This window comes from Kitasatospora sp. NPDC058492, from assembly GCF_042720685.1.
Taxonomy (GTDB): Bacteria; Actinomycetota; Actinomycetes; order Streptomycetales; family Streptomycetaceae; genus Kitasatospora.
On record NZ_JBHXMU010000005.1, the window covers coordinates 38487 to 51863 of the forward strand.

The 13377-nt window shown below is 70.4% G+C and carries 12 protein-coding genes; 6 read left to right on the forward strand and 6 right to left on the reverse strand.

The annotated features are described in order from the left end of the window. Nucleotides 1-51: 51 nt before the first annotated feature. On the reverse strand, nt 52-1077 hold the full coding sequence (locus ACFWPI_RS04980; RefSeq protein ID WP_380375392.1) for a JmjC domain-containing protein: 1026 nt from the start codon (nt 1075-1077) through the stop codon (nt 52-54). Nucleotides 1078-1116: 39 nt separating this feature from the next. Continuing rightward, on the reverse strand, nt 1117-2163 hold the full coding sequence (locus tag ACFWPI_RS04985; RefSeq protein WP_380375394.1) for a cytochrome P450: 1047 nt from the start codon (nt 2161-2163) through the stop codon (nt 1117-1119). Nucleotides 2164-2670: 507 nt separating this feature from the next. Here ACFWPI_RS04985 and ACFWPI_RS04990 point away from each other — a divergent pair. Then, nucleotides 2671-3141 carry a DUF5990 family protein gene (locus tag ACFWPI_RS04990; RefSeq protein WP_380375395.1) on the forward strand — a complete coding sequence of 157 codons (471 nt, stop codon included), beginning with the start codon at nt 2671-2673 and terminating at the stop codon, nt 3139-3141. A 73-nt stretch (nt 3142-3214) separates the two neighbouring features. Here the strand turns inward: ACFWPI_RS04990 and ACFWPI_RS04995 are convergent, their stop codons facing one another. Together ACFWPI_RS04995 and tsaD are read right to left on the reverse strand one after the other, a co-directional pair. After that, a complete protein-coding gene (locus ACFWPI_RS04995) occupies nt 3215-5500 on the reverse strand; it encodes a M9 family metallopeptidase (RefSeq protein ID WP_380375397.1) in 2286 nt (761 codons plus the stop codon). A 263-nt stretch (nt 5501-5763) separates the two neighbouring features. Beyond that, a complete protein-coding gene (gene tsaD / locus ACFWPI_RS05000; RefSeq protein ID WP_380375424.1) occupies nt 5764-6816 on the reverse strand; it encodes a tRNA (adenosine(37)-N6)-threonylcarbamoyltransferase complex transferase subunit TsaD in 1053 nt (350 codons plus the stop codon). Between the two features lie 175 nt (nt 6817-6991). On the opposite strand from tsaD, the gene ACFWPI_RS05005 reads away from it, so the two are divergent. Further along, nucleotides 6992-7594: a superoxide dismutase gene (locus ACFWPI_RS05005; protein ID WP_380375399.1), complete on the forward strand. Its 603-nt coding sequence runs from the start codon at nt 6992-6994 to the stop codon at nt 7592-7594. 55 nt (nt 7595-7649) lie between these two features. Here ACFWPI_RS05005 and ACFWPI_RS05010 read toward each other — a convergent pair whose 3' ends face one another. Together ACFWPI_RS05010 and ACFWPI_RS05015 are read right to left on the reverse strand one after the other, a co-directional pair. Continuing rightward, nucleotides 7650-8810 (reverse strand): XRE family transcriptional regulator, encoded by a 1161-nt coding sequence (locus tag ACFWPI_RS05010; RefSeq protein WP_380375401.1) that lies wholly within the window; start codon nt 8808-8810, stop codon nt 7650-7652. Nucleotides 8811-8813: 3 nt separating this feature from the next. Continuing rightward, entirely contained in the window at nt 8814-9674 is an 861-nt protein-coding gene (locus ACFWPI_RS05015) for a tetratricopeptide repeat protein (protein ID WP_380375403.1), read from the reverse strand. Between the two features lie 659 nt (nt 9675-10333). On the opposite strand from ACFWPI_RS05015, the gene ACFWPI_RS05020 reads away from it, so the two are divergent. The 4 genes from ACFWPI_RS05020 (at nt 10334) to ACFWPI_RS05035 (ending at nt 13330) form a co-directional block, all read left to right on the forward strand. After that, complete coding sequence (locus ACFWPI_RS05020) at nt 10334-11080, forward strand: hypothetical protein (RefSeq protein WP_380375404.1); 747 nt, start codon at nt 10334-10336, stop codon at nt 11078-11080. A 93-nt stretch (nt 11081-11173) separates the two neighbouring features. Further along, a complete protein-coding gene (locus ACFWPI_RS05025) occupies nt 11174-12088 on the forward strand; it encodes a phosphotransferase family protein (protein WP_380375406.1) in 915 nt (304 codons plus the stop codon). A 2-nt stretch (nt 12089-12090) separates the two neighbouring features. Next, nucleotides 12091-12759, forward strand: coding sequence for a methyltransferase domain-containing protein (locus tag ACFWPI_RS05030; RefSeq protein ID WP_380375408.1), 669 nt, complete (start codon nt 12091-12093; stop codon nt 12757-12759). Between the two features lie 25 nt (nt 12760-12784). Beyond that, nucleotides 12785-13330, forward strand: a complete 546-nt coding sequence (locus tag ACFWPI_RS05035; RefSeq protein ID WP_380375409.1) for an HAD domain-containing protein — start codon at nt 12785-12787, stop codon at nt 13328-13330. Nucleotides 13331-13377 lie beyond the last annotated feature (47 nt).

The following is a 13377-nucleotide window of genomic DNA, read 5'->3' on the forward strand; positions in this document are numbered from 1 at the left end:
ACGGCCCTGCGCCAGTGGGTCGGTGAGTCAGAGCGCCGGTGGGCCAGTGCGTCAGTGCGTGGTGCGGGCCGCGTCGCGCAGCCTGCGCCAGGTGCGGCTGACGGACGCCAGCCCGGCCCGCCCGGCGCCGGTCCCGCCGCCTTCCCAGGTCCGGGCCGCCTCGGCGAACGTCTCCGCGCGCTCCGCGTTCTCGGCCGCCGCCTCCGCCCGGGCCGCCCGTGCCTGCGCGGCCCGGGCGGCGAGCCGCAGGTCCTCCGGTTCGATCGTGTCGAGCCTCGTCCGGACGTGGTCGAGCAGCGCGGCGCAGGAGTCGTCGATCGCGGCCTCGCCCAGGGGGCGCGCCGGGAGGTCCAGCCCGTCCGTCAACCGCTGCTCCAGGGCGGCCCGCAGGTCCGGCACGGAGATGTCGCGGATCGTGAGGGACAGGTGGGCGGAGAGGCCGGCGGCGCCGACCGCGCGGTGCGCGAAGCCGCGCGGGACGTAGAGCACGCTGCCGGGTTCGAGGACGCTGTGCAGGAGCCGCGGGGAGTGCTCGTCGTCGGGGAGTTCTCCCGGCGTCCAATCCGCTGCGGTCGGCGCGTCGTGGACGTACCAGGTCTTGTGTCCGGCCGCCTGGAGGACGAACACGTCGGCGTCGTCGCGGTGCACCGCGAGGCCCTGGCCGCCGGCGGGCGTGACGAAGAAGAACGCCTCCACCCGCCGGTCGAGCTCTTCGGACAGCCGCGCCACGAGCTCGCCCGTCGGGCGGTGCCACTGGTCGACGCAGCGCAGCAGCAGCGTCGCCCCGACGCCCAGGAGCGCGAGGACCTTCGCGCGGTCGGCGAAGCCGTGGTACGCGGTGCCGTTGACCGTGCGTGACGTGGTGTAGGCCTCGGGCGGGACGGTCACCTTGGTGGAGCGGACCATCTCCAGGTAGGGGGTGCGCAGCAGCCCCGTGTCGAAGGCGGCGTCCAACGCGTCCAGGTCGAACGGCGAGGCGAGTCTCTCCGGCGTGAAGACCGCGGGCTTGCGCTGCCACTGGTGGCCGGTGAAGCTCCGGACGTCGCCGACCCAGTCGGCCAGCGTGGGCGATTCCATGGTGTGTCCCGTGGTGTCAGGGTGTTCGGGGCTCGCGGGTCAGGCCCTGGCCGCGGCGTCGAACCGTACGGAGAGCAGGGAGCGCAGGGGGACGTGCGTCTCCTGCTGCGGGCCGCGAATGGCGAGCCGGTGGTCGAAGGCGACGTTCAGCAGGCGTTCGGCCAGGGGTACGACCAGGTGCTTGGCCCAGCAGCGGGCCCCGTCGAAGCCGAACGGCATGAACCCGGGCGTCCTCTCCGGGTCCGCCACCCCGGCCCACCGTTCGGGCCGGAACTCCAGCGGGTCGGACCAGTGCTCCGGGTGGCGGTGCATCAGGAGCGGGAAGAGCGCGACGCGGTCCTCGGGGCGGATCTCGGGGTGCAGTCCGGTGTAGGCGTGGCCGTCGTTGCGGAACAGCATCCACGCGGGCGGGAGCAGCCGCAGGGTCTCCCACAGGACCTCGGTGAGGTGGGCGCGGGCGCCCTCCCGCTCCCGGTCCGGCCCCATGAGCCACAGGGCGTTGCCGGCCAGTGCGGCCACCCCGTCGCAGAGGGTGGCCGTCGACCGCCGGTACAGCGCGATGGCCTGCCTCCGCTCCCGGGTGTCGGAGGCGTCGCGGATCTGCCCGGCCAGCGCGGTGCTCCTGCCCTCGGCGGCGGATCCCGGCCAGACGGTGACGGCGCGGTCGACGATCCGGGAGAGCCGGTCGGAGCGGGTGACGCCGCGTTTCGACAGGAGGGAGACCGGCAGCGGGTCGGACGCGAAGAGCCATCGGCGCAGGTAGGAGGTGGCCGCGTAGGGCCAGGCGCCGGACAGCCCGCGTGCCGGGGGCGGCGGGGTCCTGATGCCCGCCATGACGTCCTGACCCAGCGCGCGGATCGTCCGGGTCGCGCTGTCGTGGTGGATGTCCGCTCCCGCGGCGGGCTTGTAGACCGAGCGCTCCGCCGACCGCACGGGGCGCGCCGCGACGATTTCGGCCATCAGCTCGCTGTCGGAGACGCCGACCGTGCGGGCGTCGATCCGGAATACCTTTTCTTCCCTGGTCAGCAGGTCCTGGATCTTCGGGGCGTAAACAATGGAATGGCTGCGCCCGGCTGTCGGCGCCATTTCTTCCATGAGAATCCCGCCTCCAATGAAATGGCGATGGAATGGATTCCCCCGGCGGGCGGAGAACTCCGGGCAGGCGGGGGAACTCCGGGCAGGTGAAAGGGTGGGGCGCTCTGCAGCGCCGGCGGGGGCCGCGGCCCGGCCGTGGCCCGGCCACGGCCCCCGTTGGTGACAATGCGTCAGATGACGTGCGCGATCCACGAGTGGTCGGCGAGGTCCTCGTCACGCTTGAACTTCTTCACGATAGCCTTGATCATCTTCATGGGTACTCTCCATTCCCGGGATGGCAGGCACGGTGGAGCAAGGATGCCCGCGGCTTGGCGGAAATTCGGTATTCCGATCGGAACCCCGAACCGACTTTCATCTAACTCCGGACCTTAACCGAAAGCTAGGGCTCCTGACACTCTTTTGACAAAGGATGACCTCCTCGCCGGTCCGGATTGTGCGGCGCATTAGATGGCCGATCGTTATAACTTCCCGAGGCGTGCGGTGGGGGACCATATCGGTATGGAGCTGAGGATTGAGGCCACCGACCTGCCGGGGCGTGAGTGTGCCGCCGCGCCGGGCTTCCCGGGCTACCGGGACCTGTACGTCGCCGTCCAACGCCGGGGCCGCCCGGCCGAGTTGCTCGACCTGTTCCCGGGGGATGCGCCGCGCGCCCACTGGTCGCTGGAGTGCGAGGCGAGGCCGGAACCCGGAGGTGCGGACCTCGCCGGAGGTGTGGACCTCACCGGCCGGTACGTGCAGGGCGGTCCCGGCGCCCGGTTCGTCTACCTGAACTGGGTGACCGGGAACGGCGACGGCTGGGCGCTGTTCCGCCGGGCCAAGCTGCTGCTGGCGGCGGTCGACCGGGAGGTCGTCGAGGCGGCGGTGGAGCGCGGCGTCCTGGTGGCCCGGCTGCGCCTGACGGACGCCAAGGGCCGTCCGCTGTGCGCCGCCGTCCGCCCGCCCGTGGTGACCTGGTCGGCGGAGGGCTGAGTGCGAGGGGCCCGAACGCGCGAGGAGGGCCCCGCCGCACGCGGGGCCCTCCTCGATGTTCGGTATGCGCAGGTCAGTTGTACGTGGTGGTGACGGTCACGCCGCCGAAGCCCTGCTGGGCGTAGAGGCTGAAGTACACCCAGCCGGACGGCGGGTTGGTGATGGTGAGGGTCTCGCCGTTGCCGGCGTTGGTGGACTTGGCCAGGTTCGACCCGGTGGTGGCCCACGCACCCCCGTTGTAGTAGAGGTCGGCGTTGCCGGTGCCGCCGCTGGTGGTGATGGTCAGCTGCTTCACGCCGGCGGGCAGGTTGAGGAAGTTGTAGCTGTAGTTGCCGGTGGTGGCGGCGACGCCGTCGCGGCGGCAGTTCTTGTCGTACTGCCGGGTGTCGCCGGCGGTGCACAGCGGGGCCTGGCTGGTGGGCAGGCTGCCGCAGTTGTCGGCGCCGCAGGCCTTGAGCCAGGTGGCGAAGTCGGCGTCGTAGCGGGTGCCGATGGTGGTCTTGAGCAGGGTGCGGGCGCCGTTCCAGTCGCCGACGCGGTACTTGGCGAGGAGCGCGTCGACGTCCTGCGGGTGCGACTGGAGCATGTAGCGCACGGCCAGGTAGCCCCAGTTGTAGACCTTGGTGGAGTCGGAGTTGTCGTAGGTGTTGTCGAAGAGGGTGCTCAGCGCGTAGGTGCCCTTGCCGGCCTGGGCGACGGCGGCGTCGTAGTGGACGCCCCGGTAGCTGTACGAGATGTACTCGGCGAGGCCCTCGACCCACCAGACGGTCGGGGTGGTCATGCCGGCGTCGAAGTCGCCGTAGAAGTCGTAGCGGCCGTCGAGGTAGTGGGTGTACTCGTGGTTGAGGTTCCAGATCTGGAAGGCGGGGCGCAGCCAGTCGGCCTCGTGCGCGATGAAGCGGGCCTGGTTGCCGGCCTTGGCCGGGTCGCCCTCCTCGTACATGCCGCCGTTGTCGACGGCGATGTCGTACATCTTCCAGGCGTAGAGGCTGTAGTTGTAGTAGTCGTCGAAGACGACGACCTCAAGGCTGGTGTTGTTGTCGTTGGCGACCGGGCCGTTGTCCTTGACCACCTGGTGGAAGAACTGGTCCTCGTTGATCAGGCTGGTGCAGGTGTCGGCGAGCTGCTGCGCGGTCATGTCCTGGGCGCGGATGCGCAGGTTGGCGTTGCAGGTGTGGTCGACGGTGAGCACGAGCGGGACGAGCCGGGCGGCCAGGTCGCAGGTGCCGTAGTAGGCGCAGTTGCCGGTGTCCTTCTTCTCCGCGAACCAGACCAGGTTCATGGTGAGCGGGGCGGTGGCGCCGACCAGCGGGTAGCGGTTGACCAGGTCCTTGACGATCGGCCGGCCCTGGGCCTTGGTGGCGTCGTTGGCGACCAGGTTGCCGATCTGGATGCCGATCGAGGTGACCAGGTCGGAGCCGTTCAGCTGGGAGCTGTTGCGGGTGACGAAGGACGCCATGGTGGTGGCGAAGGAGGGGTCGGCCTGGAGGGCCGCGGTGAAGGCGGGGAGGTCGAAGCCGCGCTCGATGACGGTCTTGGTGTTGGCGACGGCGGTGGCCATCGAGCCGGTCCAGGCGCCGGTGTAGTCGGCGAGCAGGCGCTTGACGACGCCGGTGTAGCGGGCGTTCTCCTGGGCGCTGTCGATCAGGGTGACGGCCTCGGCGAGGGTCGCGCCGTTGGCCTCGGTGACGTCCTTGCTGTGCGGGGCGGCGAAGAAGCCGTCGAGGGCGCCGCGGATGGCGGTCTGCAGGGTGGTGCCGTACGGGCCGACCACGTCAGGGTTGTACCACTGCACGTAGTAGCCGGCGCGCAGGAACAGGACCAGCTGGCCGGCGGAGGTGGAGTCGTCGCCGGGGTAGGTGGCGGAGACGTCCCGCAGGGCATTGGCGACGGTGGCCATCTGGGCCTCGTTGAACGCGGCCTTGGCGTCGTTGCCGGTCAGGGTGAACAGCGTGTTGACGCAGTCGAGGCCAACGGCCTCGACCCGCTGGACGAGCGCGGCCCCGGTGTTGCCGGTGAAGGCGGAGACGTCGCAGGCGGGGGCGGCCGCGAGCTGCTTGGCGGCCTTGGCGGCCTTGGTGTCGACGCCGGCCCCGGTGGTGCTGGCCGCCGTCGGGGCGGTCGCCTTGGCCTGCTCGTCGGCGGCCAGCGGGCGGGCGTCCTTCGGGGTGTCGGGGGACTTGGGCACGGGCACGGAGCGCGGTGCGGCCGCCTTGCCGGTGGGGGTGGTCGAGGCGTGGGCCGCAGGGGCGTCGGCGGCGTGGGCCTGGGGTGCGAAGAGACCGAGTGCGAGGAAGAAGGCGACGCCGAGCGCAGGGAGTCTGCGCGCGCCGGCCTTCGCTATCCGGGAGGGACGCATCTGTGGGGGCCTCCGGGGCCGTTGAGGGTTGCCGTGTGGTTGGGGGCACACGGTTCCTGATGTGTGACATGTAAAATGTCACACCTGTTGCGGCCGGGGGAAGGCTTGGGAACGGATTCGCGTCGGGCGAGATCGAACCGTTGTCAGGCCGGCACGCCGCGTCGGGCCGGCGCACCCCGCCACGTCGGCGCGCCGCGTCAGGCCGGCGCACCCCGTCAGGTCGGCCCGACGGCGGATCAACCCGCCGTCAGGCCAACCCGCCGTCAGGCCGCGGCAGTCCGCGCCAACGGCGTCAACGCCGCGAACTCCAGCGGCGCCGACGGATCCACCGACAGCTCCGCCGGAGCCGGCTCGGCGCCGGAGCGGACCAGCAGATCGCCGATCGCCGCCACCATCGCCCCGTTGTCCGTGCAGAGCCTCAGCGGCGGCACCCGCAGCGCGATCCCGGCCGCCGCGCAGCGCTCCTCGGCCAGCGACCGCACCCGGGAGTTGGCCGCGACCCCGCCGACCACCACCAGGGTGCCGATCCCGTGATCGGTGCAGGCCCGCACCGCCTTGCGGGTCAGCACGTCGGCGATCGCCTCCTGCAACCCGGCCGCCGCGTCCGGCACGTACGGGTCCGAGCCGCCCGCCCGTTGCGCCTCCACCCAGCGGGCGGCCGCCGTCTTGAGCCCGGAGAACGAGAACGCGTACGGGTCGTCCCGCGGTCCGGTCAGCGGCCGCGGCAGGCGGACGGCCGTCGGGTCGCCGTCCCGGGCCGCCCGGTCGATCGCCGGACCGCCGGGGTAGGGGAGGCCGAGGATCCGGGCGACCTTGTCGAAGCACTCGCCGGCCGCGTCGTCCAGGGTGTCGCCGAGGTGGACGATCGGGTCGCGGGCGAGGTCGCGCACCAGCAGCAGCGAGGTGTGCCCGCCCGAGACGATCAGCACCACGCAGGGGTTCGGCAGCGGCCCGCCGTCCAGCGTCGCGGCGGCGACGTGCCCGGCCAGGTGGTGCACCCCGTACAGCGGGACGCCGAGCGAGAACGCGTAGCCCTTGGCCGCGGCCACCCCGACCTGGAGCGCCCCGGCCAGCCCCGGGCCGGTCGTCACCGCGACGGCGCCGATGTCAGCGAGCGTCAGCCCGGCCCGCGCCAGCGCCTCGCCGACCACCGGCGCCATCGCGTGGACGTGCGCCCGGGCGGCGATCTCCGGCACCACCCCGCCGAAGCGGGCGTGCTCGTCCATCGACGACGCCACCGCCTGCCCGAGCAGTACGCCGTCCCGGACCAGACCCGCGCCGGTCTCGTCGCAGGAGGACTCGATCCCCAGCACCACCGGTGACCCTGTCACAGTCACTCACCCTCATCACTCATTACATGCACTCGCGACCATTGTGCCCGACGAGACGTGAGGAATAAGCAGGAGCCCATGCTTCGTTCCTGCAACTCATACGCAATAGTGTTGTCCCGGCACGATCATCACTGTTCATCGAAAGGGGCTGTGTCCCAGCATGGGCACCTACTCGCTTCCCGACCTGCCGTACGACTACTCCGCGCTTGAGCGGGCGATGTCCCCCGAGATCCTCGAACTGCACCACTCCAAGCACCACGCCGCCTACGTCAAGGGTGCGAACGACACCCTGGACCAGCTGGCCGAGGCGCGCGACAAGGAGCAGTTCGGCGGCCTGGTCGGCCTGCAGAAGACCTTCGCCTTCCACCTGTCCGGCCACGTGCTGCACTCGCTGTTCTGGCAGAACCTCTCCCCGGAGGGCGGCGACCGCCCCGAGGGCGAGCTGGCCGACGCCATCACCGAGCACTTCGGCAGCTTCGAGGCCTTCCGCAAGCAGCTCACCACCGCCACCACCGGCGTGCAGGGCTCCGGCTGGGGCATCCTCTCCTGGGAGCCCCTCGGCAAGCGCCTGATCGTCGAGCAGGTCTACGACCACCACGGCAACGTCGGCCAGGGCACCACCCCGCTGCTCGCCTTCGACGCCTGGGAGCACGCCTACTACCTGCAGTACCGCAACGTCCGCCCCGACTACGTCGAGAAGCTCTGGGACGTCGTCAACTGGCAGGACGTCTCGACCCGCTTCGCGGCCGCCAAGACCGTCTGACGCGCACTAGGTGAACGGCCCCGGACCGGTCGGGCGGTCCGGGGCCTTCCTTGTGTCAGGAGAGCTGCAACAACGCCTTCCGGTGCCGCCAGGCGAGCCGCAGGAGCGCCGCGCCGGCGGGCTGCATCGGCTCGGTGGCGGTGAGGCGATCCACCTGCTCGGCCGTGAACGGGATGCCGGCCGACCGCCCCGTCGCGTCCTCCAGCCCGACGCGGTGGCCCTCGTCGTTGGCGGAGACGATGCGCCGGAACGTCTCGTCGAACAGGTCGGCGTCGAACACGGCCACGGTCAGCATGTCGGTGACGAACGTCAGCGGATCCATCCCGAGGCCCAGCCAGAACACCCGCAGGCGGCCGTCCGCGCGCGCCGCGGTGAGCGACTTGTCCAGCGGCCAGGCGGCGTAGTCGATCGGCGCCCTGTCGCTCCCGTAGTCCTCGGTGCCGCCGAGCAACTCCTCGCTCAGCTCCCGCAGGATCGCCCGCCAAAGGTCGAAGTCGTTCCCCTCGTTCCACGGCGCATCGTGCGAGGCCTGGAACATCCCGACCGGCATCACCTGGAAGAGACCCCCGCCGCTGGCGACCTTCTCGGGGTCACGCCAGTGCAACACGAACTCCGCTTCGCCGGTCCTGCGATCGTGCCGGATGGTCAGCGTGCTGATGGCCGCCATGACCGGCCGGCGCGCGAGGACGGTCGGATCGCCGATGGCGGCCCGGAAGGGCGTGGCGGCCTCGCCCGCCAGGACCGCCGCAGCGTACTCGTGCGCGACGGCCTCACAGATGTTGATCACGTCGAAGTACCGGCCACGGCCGAACGTCAGCGTCGGATCGCCCGCAGACGTCCCGACATCAAGCAGGCGGTAGCAGCTTCGATCCTCGAACAGCCTGGGCCTGGCGAGCTCCCCAACAGCGTCGGCATAGCGGCGATGGGCGGTTCCATCAACCCGGTACGGGCGGATGCGGTCGAGCTCCGGCTCGCCGCCGTCCAGCTCGGCCTCCGGCGCGTCCGGCACCCACCGCAGCCGGACGCGCTCCAGCGGCACCGGCTGGTCCGGAATCCAGTGCCGGCGAGCCAGCAACGGAGTCCCCGGGACCAGCCGTTCGGGATCACTCCCGGCAAGGAGCCGATTGGTCAACTCGAAGCGGTGATCGTTGAGGAAGCCCCGCACCCATCGCCAGTGCTCCCGACTGTCGGACGGGCCCGGTTGGTCGTCTGCCACGGTTCACCCTAACGCCGCGGCTCGCTCGTCGAGTTCCCCGGCACCGGCCACGTCGCGGAGGCGGTAGAGGCGGGCCCGGAGGTCGCGGACGGCGTCCTGGACCTTGACCGAGCGGATGCCGTCCGCGCAGTCGAGGAAGTCGTTCCAGGATGCGAGGGCGCCGTCGACGTCGTCCTGCCGGAGACGGACGGTGCCGAGGTCGGCGAGGACGATCGCCCGGGTGCGGCGGCGGTCGAGGCCGTGGATGTCGAGCGCGTGGTGGAGGTGTTCCTGCGCGCTGCTGTAGTCGCCGAGTCGGGCGAGGACCATGCCGGACTCGTGAGCCCACCGGCCGATGCTGTAGTGCGAGGCCCACGACTCGCCGGGCGCGCCGGTGGCCCGTTCGATCGCGCTCTGGGACGCGGCGAGCGAGCTGGTCGCGGTGCGCCGGTCGCCGTCGAGGGCTGCGGCGTTGGCCAGGGTGGCCTGGTAGTAGGCGAGCGCTCGGGAGTCATCGAGGTGTTTGGCCTGGTCGACGCACTCTTCCGCTATCCGCACGGCGGTGGGCCTGAAACCCAGGTCGATGGCCTGGACGGCCAGACCGCGCAGGGCGGTGGCGGCCAACTCGGCGTCGCCGGCCTCGGAAGCGAGCCGGAAGGAATGCGCGTAGTACTGCTGGGCGGCGTCCTGGTTCCCCTCGTCCTGGGCCATCCACCCGGCCAGGTGAACGAGTTGGGAGGTCGCCGCGAACAGCTCCCGGCCGACGGCTTCACTCCACGTCCCGTCCAGCCAGGGCGCGACGTCGTCGTGCAGGTAGCGGACGGCGAGATGGCGGGCATGGCCGCCACCGAGCTCGGCGGCCGCGTCGCCCAGCGACTTCGTCATCTGACGGATCGCTGCGACCTCGCCCCGGCCGACCTTCACCTTCTCATCAGTCTTCAGCCGTGTCCGCCGAAGGATGGCGTCTGGATCAGGCAGGCCCAACGCCGCAAGCGCGTATGCGCTGGAGGCGGACACGAATCTCCGGCGATCCACCACGTCCCTCCGGCTCAGCTCGATGACGGAATCCACGGTATCGCCAGTTCTGATCTCGTCCTGGCCAGTTGGCGGGCTGCTAACCGTTTCTGCCAGATCGATACCCAGAACCGAGATCAGGTGCGGCATCCAGTATTTCGGGACGCGTCCGCCGCGCTCCCAGCGAGATACCTGGCCCCGGTCTGGCCCTGCGCCCCCTTTGCCTTCGGTCTCGCCGAGTTCGCGACCAAGCCTGGGCTGTGACCAGCCCTTGTTCTCCCGTGCGGTCCTGATCAGGCCTGCGACCGTTACAGATCCCCTTGACACGGTGCCCTCCGTTGGGTCGACACCCGGCCCACATCGGCCGACATCTGGCCGACATCTGGCCCACATCCTGGCACCTTATCCGTTTGCGTACACGGCTGTTGACTTAGCGTCAGCCGTTCGGGCAGCGACGATAGCTCTCCCCGGGCGGCAGGCCCAACCCGTAGGCGCCTCTGGAAGGCGCCGCGACCTGCAATGGAGACACAGTGACCACCGTCGACACCGAGACGATCACGGTCGAGCTGCCCGAGGCGTTCGACCCGCGCTGGAACCGCCTGCCCGGCATCACCGTGGACGGTAAGAAGATCACCCTCGACCCGAAGAAGTACTTCTTCCGGTTCGAGGCCAGCTCCTGGCTCGTCATCGACTGGCAGACCGTGCAGGACGGCCTGCTGGGCGTGGAGGAGACCGAGGAAGCCAGCGTCGAGCAGATGGCGCTGGAGTTCATCAAGACCCACGGCCACTCGACCCGCGACGCGGGCGAGGTCCTGGCCGTCGCCCACCAGGTGTACTCGTACCTGTTCCGCGATGAGCACCTGGCCACCCTGGGCCTGCCGGACGTGACCGCCGAGCACCTGAAGATGCTTCGTGAGGCCGCCACGTTCATGGCCCTGAACAAGGTCGAGCTGAATGGGCACATCTCCAACGTCGGCCCGTGCTGGTTCTTCCCCTCCGCCACCGGGGTCGTCTTCGACCTCTCCGAGGAGGAAGGTCAGATGCTGGACGAGGTCTACCACGGCGGCTGGTTCAACGAGCACCGCCGGATCGAGGGCATCAAGGCTCACGCCGCGCTCGGCGGCCGGCTGGTGCATGGCTGCCAGTCCGTTCCCGACCAGTCCGGCGGTGTCGTCGCCCCGTACGGCGCTTCCATGGCCCGCTTCCGCGAAGAGCTCGCCGGCATGAAGACCGAGTGGATCGAGCAGGTCGACTCCTACCGCGTGACCAGGTCCTGATCCTCGGGTGAGCACCGGTCCGGGGCGGCAAGCGCGCTGCCGCCCCGGACCCCCACCCTGCCCGAGCAGCCCGAACGAACGGAACAGTTTCCCGTGAACACCATGCTCGTCACCGCCATCCTGGCCGACATCTGCTCCAGCACCGGCCACACCCAACCCGTCCGCGAGAAGGTGAGGGTGTGGGGCATGTCCGGCGTCGAACGTCTGCGCTTCGACAACGGCTGCACCGCGATCTACAAGTACGCGGTCGAGCCATTCGATGGCGAGGCCCAAATCCTCCGCGCGGCCAGCCGCGCCGGTATCCCGGTGCCGCAGGTCATCGGCTCCATCGTCCGTGAGGGCACGCTCGGCATGATGATCGAGGACCTGGGCGAACCGATCCGTGAAGCGGGCGACACAGATGGTGTTGTCGCTGCCGTCGCCTTGCACGCCACTCCCACCGCCGGGTCATTGCCGGTGATGGATGAGGCCGCGCTCGCCGCCCTCCCGGAACTGATGCTGGGCCACCTCAGCCGCCTGCGCGAGGCGGGCCGCTGGACCGCGGACACCGCGGACATCGCCGCGATGCTGGAAGCCCTCGCGGCGTCGGCGAGCAAGCGTGCGAGCGGTGCCGAGATTGCCCCGTTCGGCTGGGTGCATTCGGAGTTCCACCCGACCAGCCTCCATCTGGGAGAAGACGGCTGGTGCCTGCTCGACTTCGCCCGCGCGTTCACCGGCCCCGGCCTGCTTGACCTCGCCTCCTGGCACGGCACACTCGATGACTCGGACCCCGTCCGGCTTCGGAACTTCATCGAGGCCTACGTCGCTACCGGCGGTGCGAAGGACGCACTCGCCGAACGCGGCGGTCTGACCGCCGAGCATTGGGCACTTGGTTGGCACCGCGTTTGGGCCGTGGAGTGGTTCATGGAGCAGGCCATCAAGTGGATCAACGACCCGTCGAGTGATCCGCTGTACACCGAGGTCGTACGCCGACACCTGGCCACCGCGATCCGACTTCTGGAGGCGTGACGGTGGACGTCTGGGACGCCCACGCGGCCCAGCGTTTTGCCGACGAACCGGCGGGGCCGCTGGCGCCACCTCGCCGGATGGAGTGGACCCAACGGCCGGGGATCGGCCCGGGCGCCGAACTCCTGGGCGAGAACCTGGCCGGGCGTCGGATCGTTGAACTGGGTTGCGGCCCAGGCCGCAACACCGCCCATCTGGCCCACAACGGGGCCCACGCCATCGGGATCGACAGCTCGCGTGGCCAGATCCACCGGGCAACGGCCCACTACGGTCACACCGGTGCCGAGTTCGTCTGCTCCACCGCGAGCGCCTACCTGAGCCGTGAACGCGACAAGCCGTACGCCATCGCGTCCGTCTTCGGCGCAATCGGCCTGACCGAGCCGTCCAAGCTCCTCTATGCGTGCTCCCGCCGCCTCGACTGCAATGGCGTACTCGCCTTCTCCGTCCCACACCCGCAGCGGACCGGCGTCGTCCCGGCCGACCCCCGCACCCGAGACAGAGTGATCCTGCCCGGTGGCGCCCAGGCCGTGGTGGAGCGCTGGGACATTGACCCGGCTGCCTGGGTTCGGGCTCTCAACCGCGCAGGCCTGCTGGTCACCAGCGTGCACGACCTCTTCGCGCCGACCGACGTCCGCTGGCCGACCACCCTCTTGATCGCCGCACGGAAGCCCTGACATCCGCCCACAACAGGAGTCACCAATGGACAACCGCCTGTTCCTGCTGCTGGACATCGACGGCGTCTTCGTCCCGTTCCCTGCCGCCGACCTCAGCATCCCGGCCACCCACATTCGTCACCAGGTCCGCACCGGTGCCGTTGCCGAGCCGTTCTGGGTCTGGCTCAACCCGGAGCACGGCACACTGATCACGGACGCCATCAACACCGGCCTCGTGCAGCCGGTGTGGTGCACGAGCTGGCGCCTCGACGCCCGCCGCATCATCGCACCGCTGTTGGACCTGCCCGACTTCGACCACATCGAGCTGCCCAACCTGCCGATCACCACCAGCCACCCCGACGGCTACCTGTGGAAGCGCAACCATGTCGCCGACTGGCTCTCAGGCGCCCCTGCCGTGTGGATCGACGACGACTTCACCCCGCTCGATCACCAGTGGGCCGCCGACCGAACCTCCTTCGGCAACCCGACCCTGCTGATCCAGCCCGACCCACGCGTCGGCATCCAGAGCCAACACGTCATGAACGCTCTGGAATGGGCTGCGGCTCTTGACGCGGCCAGGAAGGCAGCCTGATGTCGGGCCAGTATCATCGCCGGCCCGCTATCGGCTCGGCCTTCTTG

Excerpts from the sequence above, each read along its gene's own strand:
- ACFWPI_RS04990 (WP_380375395.1), top strand. The coding sequence starts at position 2,671 with ATGGAGCTGAGGATTGAGGCCACCGACCTGCCGGGGCGTGAGTGTGCC.
- ACFWPI_RS05015 (WP_380375403.1), bottom strand. The coding sequence starts at position 9,674 with ATGACGAAGTCGCTGGGCGACGCGGCCGCCGAGCTCGGTGGCGGCCAT.
- ACFWPI_RS04995 (WP_380375397.1), bottom strand. The coding sequence starts at position 5,500 with ATGCGTCCCTCCCGGATAGCGAAGGCCGGCGCGCGCAGACTCCCTGCG.
- ACFWPI_RS04980 (WP_380375392.1), bottom strand. The coding sequence starts at position 1,077 with ATGGAATCGCCCACGCTGGCCGACTGGGTCGGCGACGTCCGGAGCTTC.
- ACFWPI_RS04985 (WP_380375394.1), bottom strand. The coding sequence starts at position 2,163 with ATGGCGCCGACAGCCGGGCGCAGCCATTCCATTGTTTACGCCCCGAAG.
- ACFWPI_RS05005 (WP_380375399.1), top strand. The coding sequence starts at position 6,992 with ATGGGCACCTACTCGCTTCCCGACCTGCCGTACGACTACTCCGCGCTT.
- ACFWPI_RS05035 (WP_380375409.1), top strand. The coding sequence starts at position 12,785 with ATGGACAACCGCCTGTTCCTGCTGCTGGACATCGACGGCGTCTTCGTC.